At 67.9% G+C, this 19,573-nt stretch carries 21 protein-coding genes; 5 read left to right on the top strand and 16 right to left on the bottom strand.

The window, feature by feature from the left end; translation table 11 throughout:
- The first annotated feature begins 76 nt into the window (after positions 1–76).
- Positions 77–496, top strand: coding sequence for a MarR family winged helix-turn-helix transcriptional regulator (locus OG203_RS39950; RefSeq protein ID WP_405162380.1), 420 nt, complete (start codon positions 77–79; stop codon positions 494–496).
- On the opposite strand, the gene hisI is transcribed toward OG203_RS39950, so the two are convergent.
- The 7 genes from hisI to OG203_RS39915 all read right to left on the bottom strand — a co-directional run bounded on the left by hisI (position 493) and on the right by OG203_RS39915 (position 5,566).
- Positions 493–849, bottom strand: coding sequence for a phosphoribosyl-AMP cyclohydrolase (gene hisI / locus OG203_RS39945; RefSeq protein WP_405162379.1), 357 nt, complete (start codon positions 847–849; stop codon positions 493–495). The two genes, OG203_RS39950 and hisI, sit on opposite strands and share 4 nt — an antisense overlap.
- 7 nt (positions 850–856) lie before the next feature.
- Positions 857–1,282 (bottom strand): MarR family winged helix-turn-helix transcriptional regulator, encoded by a 426-nt coding sequence (locus tag OG203_RS39940; protein WP_405162378.1) that lies wholly within the window; start codon positions 1,280–1,282, stop codon positions 857–859.
- Positions 1,283–1,491: 209 nt separating this feature from the next.
- Positions 1,492–2,430 (bottom strand): TIGR03564 family F420-dependent LLM class oxidoreductase, encoded by a 939-nt coding sequence (locus OG203_RS39935; RefSeq protein WP_405162377.1) that lies wholly within the window; start codon positions 2,428–2,430, stop codon positions 1,492–1,494.
- A gap of 310 nt (positions 2,431–2,740) precedes the next feature.
- Positions 2,741–3,514: an imidazole glycerol phosphate synthase subunit HisF gene (gene hisF, locus OG203_RS39930; protein ID WP_405162376.1), complete on the bottom strand. Its 774-nt coding sequence runs from the start codon at positions 3,512–3,514 to the stop codon at positions 2,741–2,743.
- 4 nt (positions 3,515–3,518) lie between these two features.
- Positions 3,519–4,334 carry an inositol monophosphatase family protein gene (locus tag OG203_RS39925; RefSeq protein ID WP_405162375.1) on the bottom strand — a complete coding sequence of 272 codons (816 nt, stop codon included), beginning with the start codon at positions 4,332–4,334 and terminating at the stop codon, positions 3,519–3,521.
- Positions 4,331–5,062 (bottom strand): bifunctional 1-(5-phosphoribosyl)-5-((5-phosphoribosylamino)methylideneamino)imidazole-4-carboxamide isomerase/phosphoribosylanthranilate isomerase PriA, encoded by a 732-nt coding sequence (gene priA, locus OG203_RS39920; RefSeq protein WP_405162374.1) that lies wholly within the window; start codon positions 5,060–5,062, stop codon positions 4,331–4,333. The genes OG203_RS39925 and priA overlap by 4 nt, the downstream gene beginning before the upstream one ends.
- A gap of 63 nt (positions 5,063–5,125) precedes the next feature.
- The gene (locus tag OG203_RS39915; RefSeq protein WP_405162373.1) at positions 5,126–5,566 is read right to left on the bottom strand and encodes a MarR family winged helix-turn-helix transcriptional regulator; all 441 of its coding nucleotides are present in this window, start codon (positions 5,564–5,566) and stop codon (positions 5,126–5,128) included.
- Positions 5,567–5,752: 186 nt separating this feature from the next.
- Here OG203_RS39915 and OG203_RS39910 point away from each other — a divergent pair, with 186 nt between their 5' ends.
- Positions 5,753–6,214: a hypothetical protein gene (locus OG203_RS39910; protein ID WP_405162372.1), complete on the top strand. Its 462-nt coding sequence runs from the start codon at positions 5,753–5,755 to the stop codon at positions 6,212–6,214.
- An 11-nt stretch (positions 6,215–6,225) separates the two neighbouring features.
- Here the strand turns inward: OG203_RS39910 and hisH are convergent, their stop codons facing one another.
- The 8 genes from hisH to OG203_RS39870 form a co-directional block, all read right to left on the bottom strand.
- Positions 6,226–6,861 carry an imidazole glycerol phosphate synthase subunit HisH gene (gene hisH / locus OG203_RS39905; RefSeq protein ID WP_405162371.1) on the bottom strand — a complete coding sequence of 212 codons (636 nt, stop codon included), beginning with the start codon at positions 6,859–6,861 and terminating at the stop codon, positions 6,226–6,228.
- A 76-nt stretch (positions 6,862–6,937) separates the two neighbouring features.
- A complete protein-coding gene (gene hisB / locus OG203_RS39900; RefSeq protein WP_405168150.1) occupies positions 6,938–7,555 on the bottom strand; it encodes an imidazoleglycerol-phosphate dehydratase HisB in 618 nt (205 codons plus the stop codon).
- Between the two features lie 20 nt (positions 7,556–7,575).
- On the bottom strand, positions 7,576–8,709 hold the full coding sequence (locus OG203_RS39895) for a histidinol-phosphate transaminase (protein WP_405162370.1): 1,134 nt from the start codon (positions 8,707–8,709) through the stop codon (positions 7,576–7,578).
- A complete protein-coding gene (gene hisD, locus OG203_RS39890; protein ID WP_405162369.1) occupies positions 8,706–10,043 on the bottom strand; it encodes a histidinol dehydrogenase in 1,338 nt (445 codons plus the stop codon). The genes OG203_RS39895 and hisD overlap by 4 nt, the downstream gene beginning before the upstream one ends.
- 150 nt (positions 10,044–10,193) lie before the next feature.
- The gene (locus OG203_RS39885) at positions 10,194–11,771 is read right to left on the bottom strand and encodes a protein kinase domain-containing protein (RefSeq protein ID WP_405162368.1); all 1,578 of its coding nucleotides are present in this window, start codon (positions 11,769–11,771) and stop codon (positions 10,194–10,196) included.
- A gap of 156 nt (positions 11,772–11,927) precedes the next feature.
- The gene (locus tag OG203_RS39880) at positions 11,928–13,679 is read right to left on the bottom strand and encodes a penicillin-binding transpeptidase domain-containing protein (protein WP_405162367.1); all 1,752 of its coding nucleotides are present in this window, start codon (positions 13,677–13,679) and stop codon (positions 11,928–11,930) included.
- Between the two features lie 73 nt (positions 13,680–13,752).
- On the bottom strand, positions 13,753–14,607 hold the full coding sequence (locus OG203_RS39875) for an arylamine N-acetyltransferase (RefSeq protein ID WP_405162366.1): 855 nt from the start codon (positions 14,605–14,607) through the stop codon (positions 13,753–13,755).
- Between the two features lie 815 nt (positions 14,608–15,422).
- Entirely contained in the window at positions 15,423–16,637 is a 1,215-nt protein-coding gene (locus OG203_RS39870) for an MFS transporter (protein WP_405162365.1), read from the bottom strand.
- 107 nt (positions 16,638–16,744) lie between these two features.
- Between OG203_RS39870 and OG203_RS39865 the strand changes: the two genes are divergently transcribed.
- The 3 genes from OG203_RS39865 to OG203_RS39855 are packed head-to-tail and all read left to right on the top strand — an operon-like array spanning position 16,745 to position 18,560.
- Positions 16,745–17,086: an ArsR/SmtB family transcription factor gene (locus OG203_RS39865; RefSeq protein WP_405162364.1), complete on the top strand. Its 342-nt coding sequence runs from the start codon at positions 16,745–16,747 to the stop codon at positions 17,084–17,086.
- 12 nt (positions 17,087–17,098) lie between these two features.
- Positions 17,099–17,353: a TerB family tellurite resistance protein gene (locus OG203_RS39860; protein ID WP_405162363.1), complete on the top strand. Its 255-nt coding sequence runs from the start codon at positions 17,099–17,101 to the stop codon at positions 17,351–17,353.
- A gap of 28 nt (positions 17,354–17,381) precedes the next feature.
- Positions 17,382–18,560 (top strand): winged helix DNA-binding domain-containing protein, encoded by a 1,179-nt coding sequence (locus OG203_RS39855; protein ID WP_405162362.1) that lies wholly within the window; start codon positions 17,382–17,384, stop codon positions 18,558–18,560.
- On the opposite strand, the gene OG203_RS39850 is transcribed toward OG203_RS39855, so the two are convergent.
- On the bottom strand, positions 18,561–19,562 hold the full coding sequence (locus OG203_RS39850) for an alpha/beta hydrolase family protein (protein ID WP_405162361.1): 1,002 nt from the start codon (positions 19,560–19,562) through the stop codon (positions 18,561–18,563).
- Positions 19,563–19,573 lie beyond the last annotated feature (11 nt).

Below are 19,573 nucleotides of genomic sequence, written 5' to 3'. Positions count from 1 at the left end.
GACGAAGTGGTTAGACCCCGTAGAACAACGAGCTTGGCGCGCCATTGTCGCGTTGATGACCCGCCTACCTGGCGCTTTGGATACCCAGCTGCAGCGCGAATCCGGGGTCACCCATTTCGAGTATTGGGTTTTGACTCTGCTGTCCGAGGAACCGGGCCATCGGTTGCAAATGAGTGACCTTGCCCACAAGGCAAATGCATCGCTATCACGGCTTTCGCACGTTGTGTCGAAGCTGGAGCGGATGGGTTGGGCGGAGCGCTCGGCAACCGCCGGGCGCCGCGGCGTGCAGGCGGTACTGACAGACGACGGCTACCACAAGGTCGTCGAGGCGGCCCCCGGTTATCTGGATGCGATGCGCCACTTGGTGTTCGACGGTTTGGAGCCGGAGCAGACGGCCCAACTGGCGGAGCTGAGCGAGCTGCTCGCCGACCATCTCACCGATGCGCTGAGTCAGCCCGGTGGGACGAGCCAGGAAGATCGACCCTCGGGCAGCTAGGAATTAACGGCCTCGTCGGTCAGCAGGACGTCGGCATCGAAACAGGTGTGCGTTCCGGTGTGGCACGCGGCGCCTTCTTGATCGACCACCAGCAGGATGGTGTCGCCATCGCAGTCGAGCCGGACCTCGTGCACGTACTGGGTGTGGCCGGAGGTCTCCCCCTTGACCCAGTACTGCTGGCGTGAACGCGAAAAGTAGGTCGCCTTGCGCGTTTCCAGCGTGCGGGCCAGTGCCTCGTCGTCCATCCACGCGACCATCAGCACGTCACCGGTGCCGCGTTCCTGCGCGACGGCGGCGACCAGACCGGCGTCGTTGCGCTTGAGCCGGGCGGCGATGGCGGGGTCGAGAGTCATAGCACCGTTATAACAGTCGGACATGGGCGCGACGCAGGGCGGCCACGGTGTCGTCGTCGGATTCGTCGAGCGCGACGGTGAGGGTGTCACGGTAGGTGTCGCTGGCCGAGCGGTGTCGTTCGCGGCCCTTGTCGGTGATCACCGTGTAGACGCCGCGCCGATCGTCGGGGCACAGATCCCGGTAGGCCAGCCCGGCGGCGTCGAGCCTGCCGACCAGCCTGGTCACCGAGCTCTGATTCAGACCGAGGCGCGCGGACAGGTCCTGCATCCGCAGCTCGCCGTCGGGCGCCTCGGCCAGGAAGCCGAGGGCCCGGAACTCGGAAAGCCCGAGGTCGTAGCCGCGCTGCACCGCCGCCGCCAATCGGCCCTCCACCTGGGCGTGCAGGGCGATCAACCGGTTCCACATCTGCTCGTCGCGCACACTGTTCGACACATTTTATTTGTACATGCAAGCTTCTATCGAGGCAATGTAGTTGCAACTGGCCCATGAGCCGCGATGACGTGGCGTCGGAAGATCCACCGCGCGGACGCATTCGCCTTCCGCACACACTCCCCGGACACGCACGAAATCGCTAGCGATTTCGTGCGCGGCGGGTAAAGACATGCGCGGCAGACGAACTCGCGACCGACGCGGTTCGGCAGTCAGCGGGCGCGGTTCAGTTCGCCGAGTAGTTGCCAGGTGCGCTGTTCGTCGGCGGGGGTTGTCAGGTCGGTTTGGGCGAAGACGACGTCGGTGGCGCCTGCTTCGAAGTACTCGGCGACGCGATCGGCGACGGTTTGCTCGTCGCCGATGACGACGAGGTCGGCGGCGCGAGAAGCGCCGGACAGCTCGATGATTCGACGATAGGAGGGGATGTCGTTGTAGAAGGCGGTGTCCCGCTCGGCCGCCGCGCGGGCGCCGTCGATATCGGCGGTGACAACGCCGGGGACCATCGCGACGATGCGCGGTGCCGGGCGGCCCGCGCGCGCAGCGGCTTTGGTGATGGGGGCGACGATGTGTTCGGCCAGCGCCTTCGGTCCGACCAGGTAAGGCAGTGTGCCGTCGGCGAATTCGCCGGTGACGCGCAGCGCCTGCGGGCCCATCGCGGCGACCAGGACCGGCACGGTCGGCTTCGCACCCGCCACCGCGGCAGGCAGCGGCGCGACCGCGGTGAGCGTCTCGCCGTGGAAATCGACTGTGCCGGTTTCCAGTACGTCGTGCAGCGCGATCAGGAATTCACGAAGTCGAGTGATCGGCCGGTCGAAGGAGACACCAAAGACCGGCTCGGTGAACGCCTCCGTGCCGAGGGCAAGGCCGAGCGTGAACCTGCCGTGCGTCGCCGCCTGCGCCGTCTGCGCCTGACTGGCGATCAACAGCGGATGTCGCGCCGAGATCGGCACCGCCGAGGTCCCCAACTCCAGCTCGGGCACCTCCCGCCCGACCACCGCGGACAACACGACACTGTCATGACTGAACGTATGCCCGAACCACAGCGAACTCAGCCCCGCCGCGGCAACTTGCCGACCAGCGGCAACCGCGGCATCCACCGCATTGTCGGTCGCGTCGAGAGTGAACGGAGTCACTGAAATACCGATGCTCATCTCCTACACAACACCGACCCGCGCGAAACGGATTCCGCCACGGCGAATTTCCGCCGAGTCCATCTGCCGCGCAGACGCAAGCGCGCCGCGCGCAGACCGCCTCGCCGCGCACAGCGCTGGCGAATCCGTGCGCATCGAGCCGAACTAGTGCGCGGGCCAGCCACTCCGTGCGCAGCATGCTCCCGCCGCAACCGCCGCTACGACAGAGCCGACGACGGCCAATCGTGCCGCGCACAGATCGTCCGAGCGCGCACGAAATCGCTGGAAAATCCGCGCGCGACTAGCGAACTCGCGCGCGTGGTGGGCGCGACTAGCGGACGACGATGTGCTCGGCGCGCATCGAGTCCTTGACCTGGCCGATGGTGAGGTCGCCGAAGTGGAAGACGCTGGCGGCCAGGACGGCGTCGGCGCCTGCTTGGACGGCGGGGGCGAAGTGTTCGACGGCGCCCGCGCCGCCGCTGGCGATGACCGGGACGGTGACCGCGGCGCGGACGGCGCGGATCATCGCGAGGTCGAAGCCCGCCTTGGTGCCGTCGGCGTCCATCGAGTTGAGCAGGATCTCGCCGACGCCCAATTCGGCTCCGCGCGTTGCCCATTCGACGGCGTCGATGCCGGTGCCGCGTTTGCCGCCGTGCGTGGTGACCTCCCAGCCGGAGGCGGTGGCCGGCTGTCCGGCTGGCACCGTGCGCGCGTCGACGGACAGCACGATGCACTGCGAGCCGAAGCGCTCCGACATCTCGCGCAGCACCTCGGGCCGCGCGATGGCGGCGGTGTTGACCGAGACCTTGTCGGCGCCGGCGCGCAGCAGCCGGTCGACGTCTTCGACGGTGCGTACCCCGCCGCCGACGGTGAGCGGGATGAAGATCTGCTCGGCGGTGCGGGTCACCACGTCGATCATGGTGCCGCGATCACCGGTGGACGCGGTGACGTCGAGGAAGGTCAGCTCGTCGGCGCCCTGCGCGTCGTAGGTCGCGGCCAGTTCGACGGGATCGCCAGCGTCACGCAGGTTTTCGAAGTTCACGCCCTTGACCACCCGGCCCGCGTCGACATCAAGACACGGAATAACGCGTACCGCCAACGTCATTGCCTCACCCTTCCTCCGCGGTCGCCGGATCGGCCACCGTGCAGATCATTTCGAGCAGCTCCTCGTGCACGCCGGGCGCGGCGGCGAGCACCGAGCCCGAGGTGATGGTCCACGGCGCACCGGCCAGGTCGGTGACCACCCCGCCCGCGGCGCGGATCAGCGCGACGCCCGCGGCGTTGTCCCACGGATGATGGCCGAACACGATGGCCCCGCCGAGCACACCGGACGCGGTGAACGCGAGGTCGATGCCGGTGGAGCCGTGCATCCGCACGCGGGAGGAGAGCCTGCTGAGCGGTCCGAGCAGATCGAATCGGAACTGCCCCGGAATCCGCCCTCGCGCATCGACATTGAACGCGCCGAACCCGATCATCGCCTCGGCCAGCTTCCCGTGCGGCAACGGCGGCAACGGTTGGCCGTTCAGCAGGACTGGTCCGCCCTCGATCGCGGCGTATCGCTGACCGAGCAGCGGAAGCCAGGTCAGGCCGAGCACCGGCTCGCCGTCGTGCACCAGCGCGAGCAGCATGCCCGAAAGTGGGTGTCCGGACGAGTAATTGAAGGTTCCGTCGATCGGATCGAGCACCCACGCGGTGCCCGAGACGAGCTGTGGGCCGCCGAATTCCTCACCGTGCACCTTGATTCCGGTGCGCTGCTCCAACTGGGCGGAGATGGTGCGCTCCAGCTCCAGGTCGAGTTCGGTGGCAAAGTCGTTGCGGCCCTTGGTGACCGCGCTCGGCGCGCCGACCCCCTCGATGAAACGGGAGGTGACCGAGTCCAGGATCTCGCGTGCGACAGCGAGCAGTGCCGATAGGTCCTGGCTCATCTCACCGCGGCCAGCGCCTCGGGCAGCGTGAACCGGCCCGCGTAGAGCGCCTTGCCAACGATCGAACCCTCGACGCCCTCGGGCACCAGTTCGGCGATCGCGACCAGGTCGTCGATGGTCGAGACGCCGCCGGAGGCGATGACCGGCGCATCGGTGGCGTTGCACACCTCGCGAAGCAGGTCCAAGTTCGGGCCGGTCAGCGTGCCGTCCTTGGTGACGTCGGTGACCACATAGCGCGAGCAGCCGTCGCGCTCCAGGCGCTCGAGCACCTCCCACAGGTCGCCGCCGTCGCTGACCCAGCCGCGCCCGCGCAGCCGGTAGTCACCGTCGATGATGCGCACGTCGAGGCCGACCGCGACGCGCTCGCCGTGCCTGGCGATGGCCTTGGCGCACCACACCGGATCCTCCAGCGCGGCGGTGCCGAGGTTCACTCGGGCGCAACCGGTGGCCAGTGCGGCCTCCAGGGTTTCGTCGTCGCGGATGCCGCCGGACAGCTCAACCTTGACGTCGAGTTCGCCGACAACACCGGCCAGCAGTTCGCGATTCGAGCCACGACCGAACGCCGCGTCGAGATCGACCAGATGCACCCACTCCGCGCCGGCACGCTGCCATTCCAGGGCCGCGTCGCGCGGCGAGCCGTAGCTGGTTTCGCTACCGGCCTCCCCCTGCACGAGGCGCACAGCCTCTCCATTGGCAACGTCGACAGCGGGTAGCAGCACAAGACTCACCCGAGTGAGCCTAGTGGTTCGCCCCACCCGGCCGGTCCCCGGCCTGCGCAGATAGGAGCTGGGTCACCGATCGAGGATGCGCGTGAGTAGTCGGACGAGTTCAGCACGCTCGGCCGGGTTCAGCCCGGCCAGCAGTTCGTCCTGGGCACCGGCCAGCCGCTCATCCAGCTCGGTGAGATGGGCCATGCCCGCCGCGGTGATGGTGACGATCTTGCGCCTGCGGTCGCCCGAGTCCGGGCTGCGCTCGACGAAGCCGCGGTCGGCCAGCTCGTTGACGGTGGCGACGATGTCGCTGCGGTCGATGCGCGTGCGTCGGCCCAGGTCGGCCTGGCTGATCGAACCGAATTCGCCAAGCGCGGCGAGCAGTGCGTAGTGGTAGCGCCGGGAGCCGGTGGCGCTCAGCGCCCGCTCGGTCGCCCGATTGGCGACGAGGGCAACTTGATTGACCAGCCGGGTGGGCAGCGCCCGCAGCCTGGCGGGAGCACCCTCGTGCGAGATCTCCATGGCAGCAATCTAACTCTTGTTGGTCACACCCACAATATGTGAACGTTGACCGGCACCCGCCCCTGTCCGTCATGGACCGCTGAGCCTGCTCCAGCGGACCGCCCCCGCTCCCAGGGAAACGCCGGTAGTGTCTCGCCTCGGCGATCACTCCGAACGCCTACTCCGTACTCTCCCTAGGGATCTCGTATGTCGCGCTCGACCCTCCCTGCCGTGCTTTTGATTTCGGCAGCCACCTGCACCGCGGTGCTCGCCACCGCGCAGACCGCCGCGGCCGCCCCGCCCGAGGAGGCGCGGCTGGCCGGGTGCGACTTCGGCAATATCGCGGGAACCTACGACTACGCGAACTTCGATGAGCACGCCGGCCGGATGCTCGGCATCACGACCGGGGCGTTCCGCGCGGAATTCGAGCAGGCCAGGCCGACCATTCAGGCGAACGCCACCGCGAGTCACACGCGCGCGACGGTCGATTCGGTGGACTGCCGGATCGTTTCCGGCGACGACACCCACGCGGACGTGACCGTCAGCGTGGTACGGACGACGACCAGCGACGCCACCGATGGCATGCCGAAGACCAACAAGATGTCGCTGCTGTGCACCGTCGAGAACGTGAACGGACGCTGGCTGGTCAACCGGGCCGAAACCGACTAGGCCCGTTCGGGTTACAGCGTCCGCACCCAATTGCGCAGTAGCTGAGCCCCGGCGTCGCCGGACTTCTCCGGGTGGAACTGGGTCGCCGAGAGCGCCCCGTTCTCCACCGCGGCGAGGAACGGCACGCCGTGCTCGGCCCAGGTCAGTTTCGGGGTGGCGAAGTGCTCGCCGGGCGGAAGATCCCAGGTTTGGGCGGCGTAGGAGTGCACGAAATAGAAGCGAGTGTCGTCGTCCATGCCCGCGAACAGCACGCTGTCGCGCGGCGCGGACACGGTGTTCCAGCCCATGTGCGGCAGCACCGGAGCGGACAGCCGTTCCACCACGCCTGGCCATTCCGCGCAGCCTTCGGTCCGCACGCCGAATTCCACGCCGCGCTCGAACAGGATCTGCATGCCGACACAGATGCCGAGCACCGGGCGGCCACCGGCCAGTCGCTGCCCGATCATGCGCTCGCCCCGCACCTTTCGCAGTCCAGCCATGCAGGCCGCGTAGGCGCCGACACCGGGCACGACCAGACCGTCGGCGGCAAGCACGATCTCCGGATCGGCGGTCACCTCGACCTTCGCGCCCGCCCGAACCAGCGCACGCTCGGCCGAGTGCAGATTGCCCGAGCCGTAATCGAGCAGCGCGACAGACTTCAGCGTCACGACTCCGCCTCGCTGACGCTCGGCTCCGTCGTGCCTCTGGGCAGGCTGTATCTCTGGTTCGCTCGCTGACGCTCGCTCACAAGGTCCCCTTCGTCGAGGGAACACCCTGCACCCGCGGGTCGAGTTCGACCGCGGCACGCAAAGCCCTTGCCACCGCCTTGAATTCGGCCTCGGTGACGTGGTGCTGGTCGCGGCCGTACAGCACGCGCACGTGCAGCGCGATGCGGGCGTTCAACGCGATCGACTCGAAGACGTGGCGGTTCAGCACGGTGGAATACGGTGCGCCAGGACCGGAGCCGGGGATCACGGCGTGCAGCAGGTGTTCGGGCTCACCGATGTGTACGCAGTAGGGACGTCCGGACACGTCGACCGCGGCGTGTGCCAAGGTCTCGTCCATCGGAATGTAGGCGTCACCGAACCGGCGGATACCCACCTTGTCGCCCAACGCCTTTCCCAGGGCCTGGCCGAATACGATCGCGGTGTCCTCCACCGTGTGGTGCGCCTCGATCTCGATATCGCCCTCGGCACGCACGGTCAGGTCGAAGCTGGCGTGCGCGCCGAGCGCGGTCAGCATGTGATCGTAAAACGGGACGCCCGTGGCGATCTCGGTCTTGCCGGTGCCGTCCAGGTCCAGCTCGACCACGATGCTGGACTCTTTGGTGACGCGCTCCACCCGCGCGGTTCTGTTCATGATTGCTTCCTCCACAGGCGGATTCATCGGGGCGTGAGGTCGGTGTGCACCAGGACGCGGCTGACCCGCAGGAGTTCGTCGTTCTCCGCGGCCAGCCCGATGGTGGTGCGCAAGTAGCCGGGAATGCCGACGTCGCGGATCAGCACACCGTGGTCCAGGTAGCGCTGCCAGCTCGCGGCCGCGTCGGTGAACCGGCCGAACAGCAGGAAGTTCGCGTCGCTCGGGATCACGTCGAAGCCGATCTCGGCCAGCGCCGCCGCGACCCGATCGCGTTGCGCGGCGAGTTCGGCGACGCTGCCGAGGGTTTCGTCGGCGTGCCGCAGCGCCGCCCGCGCGGCCGCCTGAGTGACCACCGACAGGTGGTACGGCAACCGCACCAGCAGCATCGCGTCGATCACCGCGGGCGCGGCGACCAGGTAGCCGAGGCGACCACCTGCGAAGGCGAACGCCTTGCTCATGGTCCTGGTCACCACCAGCTTCGCGGGGAACCGGTCGATCAGCGCGATCGCGCTCGGCCGCGCGGAGAACTCACCGTAGGCCTCGTCGACCACCACGATGCCCGGCGCGGCAGCCAGGATCCGCGCGAGATCATCCTGCGCAATGCTGTGTCCGGTCGGGTTATTGGGGCTGGTCACGAACACCACGTTCGGCGAACGCTCCGCGATGGCGGCCACCGCGTAGTCGATGTCGAGGGAGAAATCCGCGTTGCGCTTGGCCTCGACCCATTCGGTGTCGATGCCCTCGGAGATGATCGGGTGCATCGAGTACGACGGCACGAAACCCAGTGCGCTGCGGCCAGGTCCGCCGAACGCCTGCAGCAGCTGCTGCAGGATCTCGTTGGAACCGTTTGCCGCCCAGACGTTATCGGTGTCCACCGCGACATCCGTTTGCCTGCTGAGGTATTCGGCCAGGTCGGCGCGCAGTGCCACCGCGTCCCGGTCCGGGTAGCGGTGCAGGTCGGCGGCGGCGATCCGAATGGACTCGGCGACATCGTCGATCAGCGCCGTGCTCGGCGGGTGCGGGTTCTCGTTGGTGTTCAGCTGCACCGGTACCGTCAATTGTGGTGCGCCATAAGGCTTCTTGCCGCGCAGGTTGTCCCGCAGCGGTAGGTCGTCCAGGCTGATGTCCGCGCCGGGCACGGTGGCCTGCCGACTCATGACAGCGCCTCGAAACGTGCCTGCACGGCCTGACCGTGCGCGGGCAGGTCCTCGGCATTGGCCAGCGCGACAACGTGACCGGCGACATCCTTGAGCGCCGCCTCGGTGTAGTCGACGACGTGGATGCCGCGCAGGAACGTCTGCACGCTCAAACCCGAGGAGTGCCTGGCACATCCGGCCGTCGGCAGCACGTGATTGGAACCGGCGCAGTAGTCGCCGAGGCTCACCGGTGCGTACGCGCCGACGAAAATCGCTCCGGCACTGCGTACTCGGGCGGCCACCGCGGCGGCGTCGACGGTCTGGATCTCGAGGTGCTCGGCCGCGTAGGCGTTCACCACGCGCAGGCCCTGCTCGATGTCATCGACGAGCACCGTGCCGGACTGCTTGCCGCGCAACGCTTCCGTCACTCGGTCGGCGTGCTTCACTACGGTCATCTGCCTGCTGAGCGCCGCGTCCACCGCGTCGGCCAGTTCCGCGCTGTCGGTGACCAGCACGCTGGCCGCGAGCACATCGTGCTCGGCCTGACTGATCAGGTCTGCCGCCACGTGCACCGGGTCGGCGGTCGCGTCGGCCAGGATCGCGATCTCGGTCGGCCCCGCCTCGGCATCGATGCCGACCAGGCCGCGGCACAGCCGCTTGGCGGCGGTCACGTAGATGTTGCCTGGCCCGGTGATCAGGTCGACCGGCTCCAGCTGGGCGCCGTCGGTATCGACGCCGCCGTAGGACAGCAGCGCCACACCCTGCGCGCCGCCGACCGCCCACACCTCGTCCACGCCGAGCAACTGCGCGGCGGCCAGGATCGTCGGGTGCGGCAACCCACCGAACCGCGCCTGCGGCGGCGAGGCAACCACCAGCGACCCGACGCCAGCGGTCTGCGCGGGCACCACGTTCATCACCACGCTCGACGGGTAAACAGCATTGCCACCTGGCACGTACAGCCCGACCCGCTCAACGGGCACCCAGCGCTCGGTCACCGTGCCGCCGGGCACCACCTCGGTGGTCTTGTCGGTGCGCCGCTGATCCGCGTGCACCTTCCTGGCCCTGGCGATGGATTCCTCCAGCGCGGCACGCACGGCGGGATCCAGCTCGGTCAGCGCCTTTTCCAGCTCGGCCGCGGCGACCCGCACCGTCGCCGGGCGCACCCCATCGAACTGCTCGCTGTACTCCTGCGCCGCCGCGACGCCACGATCGCGGATCGCCTCGACCACCGGTCGCACCTGATGCAGCACCGAGTCCACGTCGACTCCCCCGCGCGGCAGCGCGGTGCGCAGCTCGGCAACAGTGGGAGTGCGACCGCGCAGATCAACGCGGGCGAGCTCGATGCGGGTAGTCATGTGGTGTCGATCCTTGTCCTCAGCCGAATCCGCAACAGGAAAGTTGCAGCTACCAGCCTAGTGTGCCGACGCCAGCGGTTATCCTCGCGGGCCGCTCAGCCGAGCCCGCGTCTAAGCCGCAGCTCAGCGACGCTCCTGGTCGCAGCCCTTTCAGGAAAGGTTGGGGAAGCGGGTGTCGCTGTCGAGGAGCAGCTTGCCACCGGAGCTGACCACTCGAAGGGTTATCGGCTTGTCTTGGCCGTCGACGATCAGGCTGGCCAGCTTGATGTCGAGCGAGCCGTCCGGGTTGTTGGGGCCTGCCGCGCGGATGCTGGCGAAGTTCTCGACGGTGTGCGCGTCCCAGTACGTACGGAACGCGGTCTCGGTGCCATAGACCTTCTGCGCCGCGGGCGTCAGGATGGACCACGATCCGCTCGCGTCGTCGTAGAACTGCTTCACCAGCGCTCCGGCGGGCATCTCGGTGACCGGGCCATCGCTGGTGGTCTTGCCGGGCGCGCCGGACGGCGGAGCGGAGGTCGTGCCACCGGCCGATGAACTCGTCGACGGCGGACCCGCCTGTACCGTCGGCGAATTCGAGCTCTTCTGGCTCAGCGCGCCGATGAGAATCGCCGCCACCGCCACGACGGCACCGATCACGGCGCCGATCATGATGGCCTTGCTCTTGCCACCGGACTTGCGCGGCACCGGTCGCGGCTGGGCCGCGGTGCGCGGATGGGTCGCCGTGTTCGACTGCGCGGCCCGTCGCGGCGCGTGCTGCGGCCGCTGTGCGTGCTGCTGCGGACGCGGCTGCCGTTCGGTCGGCTGATGCACCGGCGCGGACACCGCCGACGGACGCAGCGCGCGCGTCGCCGATTCCGGCGCCCCGTTGCGGCGACGCACGAAAGCCTCACTGGCGGGCACGAATCCGGCGGCCACCGGCGCGGGACCGGAGTCGGCGAACGCGGCGAGATGATCGAGCGCCGCGCGCATGGTCGGCCGATCCTGCGGTTCCGGGCTGAGCAGGTCGAGCAGGAAATCCGTTGCGGGACCGGCGTTTCGCGGTTCGCTGACCTGACCGTTGGCCGCGGCGTACAGCACCGCGAGCGGGTTGGCGTTCGCGCCGTATGGCGGTTCGCCCTCCAGCGCGTGGAAAAGCGTTGCGCCCAAGGCGAATACGTCCGAGGCCGGGGTCGGGTCCGCGCCACGCGCCATCTCGGGTGCGAGGTAGGCGGCGGTGCCGCAGATCAGGCCGGTTTCGGTGAGCGTGACGTCACCGGCGGCGCGGGAGATGCCGAAGTCGGTGATCTTCACGGTGCCGTGGTCGTCGAGCAGGATGTTGCCCGGCTTCACGTCGCGATGCACGATGCCCGCGTCATGCGCGGCGATCAGCGCCGAGGCGACCTGCTCACCGATCCGCGCGACCTGCGTCAACGGCAGCGGGCCCTGCGCGGAAAGCACGCCGGCCAGGCTGTTGGACTTCAGGTACTCCATCACCAGGCAGGGATCACCCTGATGCTCGGTGATGTCGAACACCACGATGGCGTTCGGATGCTGGAATCGGGCGGCGTTGCGCGCCTCCCGAATGGCGCGTTGGCGCACCACATCGCGCTCGGCCTCGGGCAGGCTCGGCTTGATGTGGATCTGCTTGACGGCCACCGAGCGTTGCAGACGCTCGTCGATGGCACGCCAAACTACACCTGTGCCGCCGCTACCAATCCGCTCGACCAGGCGGTAATGCTCCGCGATCAACTGACCGGTATCGATGGCGCCTACTCCGAACCTTCTCGAAATCGTGACATCCCGCTTATTGCTTACAGACGCGGTCCGGGGACGAGTGTAGCTGGCCGCGAGACTTCGGTCCGCGCCAGCACGGGCATATTCTCCGCCCACATCGGCGCGCCGTGGCTAGCGCGCCGCGCGAAGCATCCGTCCGGCCGCGTCGACGGCGGGCGTCGAGCTGTTCGCGTCGTTGATGAATACGGCAAACGCCAGGTCATCCCGGATGCCGACGAACCAGCCGTGCGCGTGCGTGTCGTCGATGAATTCCGCGGTGCCGGTCTTGCCGAGCAAGCCGGGGATATCGCGCAACTGGGACGCGGTTCCGGCGGTGACCGTCTCGCGCATCATGGCCTTGACCTGGTCGGCGATGTTCGCGGGCAGCGGGGCCGGTGTCTTGTCCGGCGTACCGGGCTGGCCCTTGACGATCGTCGGCGCCGGCACCGAACCGTGCGCGATGGACGCGGCGACCAGTGCCATGCCGAACGGTGTCGCGGTCACCTGCCCCTGCCCGATCGCGGATTCGACCCGCAGTGCCGGGGTGTCCGCGGACGGCACCTTGCCGGTCACGGTGGTCAGGCCGGGTGTGACGTAGTCGATGCCGAGACCCAGTTGTGCGGCCGCGTTCGTCAGCGCGTCGGCGGGCAGTTTCACCCCGAGCTCGCCCATCGTGGTATTGCACGACTTGGCGAACGCGGTGTGCAGCGGGACCTGGCCGAGGTCGAAGTTGTTGTCGTTGGGGATCTTGCGGCCCTCGATATCCGCGACGCCGGGGCAGGGCAGCACCGTGTCCGGGGTGACCGTGCCCGCTTGCAGCGCGGCCGAGACGGTGACCGTCTTGAAGGTCGAACCCGGCGGGTACAGGCCGGTGAGCGCGATCGGACCCTGCGCGTCGGCGGGGCTGTTCTGCGCGACCGCGACGACATTGCCGGTGGACGGTTGCAGCGCGACGATCGCCGCGGGCTGGGTGATCGGCGCGAGCGCCGCCTCGGCCGCCTGCTGCAGGTCGATATCGAGGGTGGACGTGATGTCGGCGGTCGGTTTGGGGTCCTGGCCGCCGACGCGCTGCGTGCCGTCACCGGTCTGCGCGCGCACCGCCCAGCCCGCGTTGTCGTCGGCGTTCTTCTGCCACAGCTCGGCCAGTCCCGACAGGGTCGGCGACGCGAGGGACTTGTCGGTGGTGAGCAGGCGGGTCTGCGGCGCGAGCGTGACGCCGGACATGGCGGCCAGCTGCGGCTGGATCGGCGCGAGGTCGGTGTCGCGCAGGCTGATCGCGGTGATCGGTTTCCCTTGCGCCCCAGCAAGATCCTGCTGCAGCGACTGCGCGGTGATATCGGGCGAGATCGGGCCGAGCAGCCCGGCGAGCGCGGCGGTGTCGGCGCCCTGGCTCACGTTCACCAGCGTGACCACCTGCTGGGTCATCAGATTGCCGCCGGTGGAATCCAGGATGCGGGCGGGCTGCGGATAGACCGGGCTGTAGCTCAGCGGGCCCGCCGAGAGACCCGGCGCGACCGTGTCCGGGTTCCACTTGACCTTCCAGCCGTTGCCGCCGTCGTCCGCGGTGCCGGTGGTCGTGTAGGTCCACTCGGACTTGCCGTCCTTGCCGAGCTTCCAGGTGGCGGCCAGCGTGAAGGTGTTCTTGTCGGTCGAGCGGACGTCGAAGTGCACCTGTTTGCCCAGGCCGTCGTATAGCTTGCCGAGGGCGTCGGAGGCCTTCGTCGGATCGTCGGTGAGCCCCGCCGCGGCCGCGACGTCGTCGCGGTTCAGCGCGTCGGCGAACTTGCCTGCAACGGTGTCGGGCTGGTTCGGGCCCGATGAGCAGGCGGCGAGCACGAGCGCGGGTGCGGCGAACAGGACGAGGTAATTCCGGCGGGTACGCACCCCGCCGACTGTAACGGTCGACCCCGACGCAGTGGGAGAGGCCGCACCGGGGTCGACCGCCGGCGTGCCTGCGTCAGGAGCCCGTGACCAGGGCGGATGCGTCGGCGTCGGTGAGGACGATATCGAATTCCTCGGCCAGGATCTTCGGCAGTTCGGTCGCCTCGATCAGGCGCGTCTCGCTGGTTCCGTCCGGGCGTTCGGCGGTCAGGGTGGTGCCGTCGACGGTGCGGTGGACATCGGGGGTGAAGCGCTGTGCGTAGGGGCGGGTGGTGAACGGCGAACGCGGCGATGTCGAGACGAAGTGGTTGCCGACGGCGAAGTCGATGCGGTACTGCGGGGTCATCGCGAAGGTGTAGCGGCTGATCCAGCCCTCCTTGCCGAACTGGTGCAGCACCCACAGGTCGCTGTCCAGCTCGCCCCGGGTCAGCTCCAGCCGGAACCGCCAATCACCCGCCGTGAATTCGCTTACTTCCGTGGACAATTCGAACGGTTCGAGCGGACCGGAGCCGAATCCCACGTCACACAACCACACTCGATCGTCGTCACCGGTGGCCACTCGCAGCAGAGCGTGGGTCGCCGGACGCACACCCTCGTCCGCCCCCATCGTGACCCGCGCACTCAGCGCGGTGACGCCGAACCCGAGCCGTTCCAGCGCGGCCGCGAACAAGCCGACCTGCTCATAGCAGTAGCCGCCACGACGATGCCGAATCATCTTGTCCTGCAACGACTCCAGGTCGAGCAGAATAGGGCGGCCGAGAATGATCTCCAGATTCTCGAACGGAATCGTAGTGGTATGCGCGTAGACCAACTTCCGCAATGTCTCAACCGTCGGCGCACGCTCCCCATCGAACCCGATACGCGCCAGATACCCGTCAAGATCCAGCTCCGCCCCATTCCAGCGGTAAGGCGGGTCAGTCGGCTTGCTCATGACCGCACCCCGCCCGTTATACGCAAAGCGCACTGCGACACCATCTCACCCTCACTTCATCATCGATCTTGTCAACGTCAACCGCAGCCAGTCACGATCCTGTTCCCATCGGCGACACTGCCACGTGTGGACTCCACCATGCCGACACGCACTGGCGAAATAGGGCACGCCACCACCGCACCCGCCCGGACCCCATCGAGGCGAGTCATATGGTCGCTAAACGATCTCCAACAGCGACCATATGACTCACCTCAACTCGCCAATGACCATTTGACTCGCCTCGATCCCGGAAGCTCAGTCAACGGGACCACAGCCAGTCCGCACGCTGGAACTCAGGCGTTGCCCATCCCAGGCTGCGGAAGAGAAAGCCGGGTACGGCACCCGACGCGCTCAGCACTACTCGGTCATTCCCTGGGACAGGTACACCTACCGGGTGAGTACAGCTAAGAACTCTCGACGCAACCAGCCCAGTGAGCTGAAGACCCACCCAGGTATTCCTGTAAGTAGTGTGGGCGCGTCGCCTGCCGTACCCGGCTTTAGGCGCACGTCAGGTGCGCGATGCCACGTTCCCGAGGTGGTCATCTGGCTGTGGTGGCGTTGTCGAGCATTCAAGATCAAGTGAGTCAAATGGTCGCTGCTCGAGATCTTTTAGCGACCGTATGACTCGCCTCGATCTCCTGTGGTGGCTGAGTGCCGATTCGCCGACCGATGGGCCGGGCAGCGCCTGACCGAGTGATCACCTGAATCGGTGGCCGACGGGGACGCACTCGGCGGCGTCGCCTTCGGTCGGCGGTGCCCAGATGCGAACGTCGGGCCTACCGCCTGGCGGTACTCGGCGCAGTCGATCGAAGACCGACCAGAACACCGCCCCCGATAGCGGCCGCGATTACTACGATCGCGAAAGCTGTTGCGCCGCTGGTCAAACCGATTGTGTCGCTGAGGAAGCCTGCGCTCAGTGGGAGTATGGCGGCGGGGAGGTAGCCGCCGACGTTTTGGGCGGCGTTGGCTTCGGCTAGGCGGTCGGCGGGGACGGTGGTGCTGATGGCGGTGAGGCCGCCGAATTGGCCTAAGCCCTGGCCGATTCCGGCGAGGATGGCGGCTGTACCGAACAGGGCGAGTGACGATAGTTGCAGGGACAGGATCAGTGTCAGCATGCTTGTTGTTGTGGCGACCGCGCCACCGAGCAGGATGGTGCGGACCCGTAGTCGTCGCGCGGCGAACTGAATGCCGGTGGCGCCGAGGAACATCACGAAGGCCAGCGCGCCCGCGATCACTCGATTGGTGGCGCCGAGCAGGTGCGCGAGCAGGGATGGACCCAGTGACAGCACGAACGAGGTGGACGTGATCCCCGGCGCGAACACCGCGATACCGAGCAGCATCGCCGTCCGCCCACCCGGCGCCACCGCGGGAATCCGAATCCACGGGCCGCGACCGCCCGCGCCCTTGGGCAGATCCAGCCGGGCCACCACCACGAAAGCCGAGGCGAGCAGCGCGATTTCGACAATAAAGATGGTGACCGTCGGCCCGGGCACAGTCTCCGACAGCACACCGGACAGCAGCGGCCCGAACCCGGCGCCCAACACCATCGCCGACGAAGCGGCCAGCGCCGCAAGCCGTTTGCGCGCGGACCCACCGACATCGGTCACCGCCGCCATCCCCGCGGACACCGCCGCACCCACCGCGATTCCGGTGAGCAACCGCGCGACAGCAAGCACCGCAACCGAACTCGCGGTGGCGAACAGCACGCACGCCACCATCGCCAGCGCTATCGCGGGCAGCAGCACCGGCTTACGCCCGACCCGATCCGACACCACACCGGCGACCAGCAGCGCGCCGAGCAGTCCGGCGATGTAGCTGGCGAAGATCGCCGTCAGCGTGCCGGAGGAGAAGCCGAGCTGGCGCTGCCACACCACATACAGCGGTGTCGCCGCGTTCGACAGCACGAACACCGCCATCACCGGCCATGCCGCCAGCCACACGATGCCGTTCCTCGACCGTTCCACCAACTCCCGGTCCACCGCGATCGTCATGCCAACCTCCACTAGTTCGACTTTTCTCGTACTTGTACGACCGGAGTCGAACTTAGCATCTAGTACGATAAAACACGTACAAGGCGCAGACGACCTCAGGAGACCCGATGCCAGCGGCCACCGCAGCCCCCGATACCCGGCTCCCCGAGCCCGACCGCGCCGACCTGCGCCTCGACCAGGTGCTCGCCGCGCTCAGCGATCCCCTGCGGCTGACCATGATTCAGAAGCTGCTGATCGAATCCCCCGACACCGACCGCTCCTGCGGCTGGTTCGACATCGACCGACCGAAATCCACACTCACCCACCACTTCCGGGTGCTGCGCGAGGCGGGCGTGACCAGGCAGCAGCGGTACGGACTCGAACGCCGCAGCAAGGTCAGGATCGACGACCTCGACGCCCGCTTCCCCGGCCTGCTCGACCTGGTCCGCGCCTGGGAACCGGCGGACTGACGCCGAATCTTTTTGCGGCCGAGACTGTTCGGCGAAGCCCGGTTCGAGGACAACTGCGACCGCCTGACCAGCGATCCCGCCTTCGGCCGCGCGCACGTCCTGCAGCAGATCGGCAAGGCGGCGAGCAAGCCGACCGAGGCCGACGCGGTGATCCGGATCGGCATCATGATCGGCAACGCGGACGGCAACTTCGACGAGTCCGAGATCGCCGCCGTCCGCGCGGCCTGCCAGACGCTGCGACTGAACCCGCAGGACTTTGGACTCTGACCGAACCGTCGAACGCTAAGATTCGCTTATGCGTTCGATTGATGTGGCCGAGCGACGGGCTCGGTTGTCCGTGCGGCACCGGCTCGCGGCGCCGACCCGGACCGATCAGGTCGCCGAGATCGTCCGGTCGCTGGTGGTGCTGCACGCGACCGATCCGGCGACGGTGTATCTGTCGGTCGGGGCACGCAGCAACACCGCCCGCCCGGCTGATGTGGAGCAGGCGCTCTACGACGACCGGACGTTGCTGCGCATGCTCGCGATGCGGCGCACCATGTACGTCGCACCGGTCGAGCTGGTCCCGGTGCTGCAGGCGTCGTGCGCGGATGCGTTGGCGCACAAGCAACGTCGCACCTACGGCAAGTACATCGAGCAGTCCGGCGCCGTCGAGGGCGACGTGTGGGGTTGGCTCGCGGAGGTCGAGGCGGAAACGCATGACGCGCTGCTCGCCAAGGGCGCGGCCACCGGCGTTCAGCTGAGCAAGCTCGTGCCCCGGCTGCGCACGCAAGTGAATACCGCTCCGGAGAAGGCGTATTCGAAGCCGACCAACATCACCACCTGGGTGCTGGTGACCCTCGGCTGCGAAGGCCGCATCGTCCGCGGCCGCCCGAACGGCAGCTGGACCAGCAGCCAATACACCTGGGAACCCATCGAATCCTGGCTGCCGGAAGGGGTTCCGGCGCTGCCCGCCGAACAGGCACGCGCCGAACTACTCCGGCAATGGCTGCACACCTTCGGCCCCGCCCCGATCACCGACCTCAAGTGGTGGACCGGCTGGGGCCTCGGTGAAACCCGCAAGGCGCTCGCCGATCTCGATGTGGTCGAGGTCGATTTGAATGGCACCACTGGACTTCTGCTTGCCGACGACGCGGAACCCGTTGCGGCACCTGAACCTTGGGCCGCATTGCTGCCCGCCCTCGATCCGACCCCGATGGGCTGGCAGTCCCGCGACTGGTACCTCGGCCCGCACGCACCGGCCCTGTTCGACACCAATGGCAATATCGGACCGACCATTTGGTGGGACGGGCGCATCGTCGGCGGTTGGGCGCAGCGCACGGACGGCGAAATCGTCTATCGCCTACTGGAAGACGTGGGCGCCGACGCCACGGCGATGATCGAGGCGGAAGCCGCGCGCACCACCGAATGGTTCGGTGACGTGCGCGCTATCCCCCGCTTCCGCACTCCGCTGCAACGCGAACTGACCGCTTGATCACGCCGCGCAGTTAGTGCCCGGCGGTGGCGGGGGCGCGGTGTCGACACCGGCGAGCACGTTGATGACGTAGTCGCGGGACGCGCCGTCCACCGGCTCCAGCCCCTCTGCGACCCGTTCGACCACGCAGATGCCCTGTTGCCACGTCGGACCGACGTCGTGCACGCCGGGTTGGATGCTCCCGTCGGGACCGCGATCGGTGACCACCGTGTACATCGAGTACGGCTTGCCCGCCGCCGCCAGCGCGTTCTTGAAGTCGACCGAATGCTGGTACGGCACATCCACGTCAAAAAGCCCGTGGATCAAGAAGATTCGATCCGCCTGCAACTTCGGCGCGACGGCGACCAGGGAGCGGTCGGCGTACGCCTGCGGACACTCCTGCGGCGTGCAACCACCCGCGTCACGCTCGATCTGCCCGTGCTGCACCGGAAAGAGCACGCTGGTCAGATTCCAGTAGTCGATGACATTCGTCGGCGCGAAGGCATCCACCACGTAGTCGAACAGCCCAGCGGGCCCGTACGCCGATGCCAACCCGGCCGTCAAGCCGCCCTGGCTCCACCCCCACAGCACCGTCTTGCCGATCGATGGGTGCTCGGCCTTGTACTGCTGCGTAAAGGCCACCGTGTCATGCCAACCGGCCCAGGGGCTGAACTCGCCTGGCTTCCACACGCTGTTTTCGGCACGCTGATCCAGCGTCAGCAGCGCGGCGCCGGTACGCCGGGCGATCCCTGCCATGACGTCGGGATAGGAGGCGGCCGTCTCGCTATAACCATGCACCGCGACGATGAGGCCGCGGGGACTGAGATCACCGGGATCGCACCGATACGGCTCATAGATCCGCCCGGTCGCCTGTTCGCCATCGACGACGGCGGCGATCGACCGCACGGCCACATCGCCAGCACAGTCGGGCTCGGCAGACGCCGACGGTGCGGCAAGCCACGACGCGGCCAGCACGGTCACGATCGACAACAACCACGCGAGTGAGCGACGGCCACCAGTCATCGCCGCAGGAT

It is taken from the genome of Nocardia sp. NBC_01499 (assembly GCF_045040275.1).
Lineage (GTDB): Bacteria > Actinomycetota > Actinomycetes > Mycobacteriales > Mycobacteriaceae > Nocardia.
The sequence above is the reverse complement of the archived record's forward strand: the minus strand, read 5'-3'. Positions and strand labels throughout refer to the sequence as shown.

Excerpts from the sequence above, each read along its gene's own strand:
- hisI (WP_405162379.1), bottom strand. The coding sequence starts at position 849 with ATGACTCTCGACCCCGCCATCGCCGCCCGGCTCAAGCGCAACGACGCC.
- OG203_RS39935 (WP_405162377.1), bottom strand. The coding sequence starts at position 2,430 with ATGAGCATCGGTATTTCAGTGACTCCGTTCACTCTCGACGCGACCGAC.
- hisF (WP_405162376.1), bottom strand. The coding sequence starts at position 3,514 with ATGACGTTGGCGGTACGCGTTATTCCGTGTCTTGATGTCGACGCGGGC.
- OG203_RS39925 (WP_405162375.1), bottom strand. The coding sequence starts at position 4,334 with ATGAGCCAGGACCTATCGGCACTGCTCGCTGTCGCACGCGAGATCCTG.
- OG203_RS39915 (WP_405162373.1), bottom strand. The coding sequence starts at position 5,566 with ATGGAGATCTCGCACGAGGGTGCTCCCGCCAGGCTGCGGGCGCTGCCC.
- OG203_RS39910 (WP_405162372.1), top strand. The coding sequence starts at position 5,753 with ATGTCGCGCTCGACCCTCCCTGCCGTGCTTTTGATTTCGGCAGCCACC.
- OG203_RS39895 (WP_405162370.1), bottom strand. The coding sequence starts at position 8,709 with ATGAGTCGGCAGGCCACCGTGCCCGGCGCGGACATCAGCCTGGACGAC.
- hisD (WP_405162369.1), bottom strand. The coding sequence starts at position 10,043 with ATGACTACCCGCATCGAGCTCGCCCGCGTTGATCTGCGCGGTCGCACT.
- OG203_RS39875 (WP_405162366.1), bottom strand. The coding sequence starts at position 14,607 with ATGAGCAAGCCGACTGACCCGCCTTACCGCTGGAATGGGGCGGAGCTG.
- OG203_RS39870 (WP_405162365.1), bottom strand. The coding sequence starts at position 16,637 with ATGACGATCGCGGTGGACCGGGAGTTGGTGGAACGGTCGAGGAACGGC.
- OG203_RS39865 (WP_405162364.1), top strand. The coding sequence starts at position 16,745 with ATGCCAGCGGCCACCGCAGCCCCCGATACCCGGCTCCCCGAGCCCGAC.
- OG203_RS39855 (WP_405162362.1), top strand. The coding sequence starts at position 17,382 with ATGCGTTCGATTGATGTGGCCGAGCGACGGGCTCGGTTGTCCGTGCGG.
- OG203_RS39850 (WP_405162361.1), bottom strand. The coding sequence starts at position 19,562 with ATGACTGGTGGCCGTCGCTCACTCGCGTGGTTGTTGTCGATCGTGACC.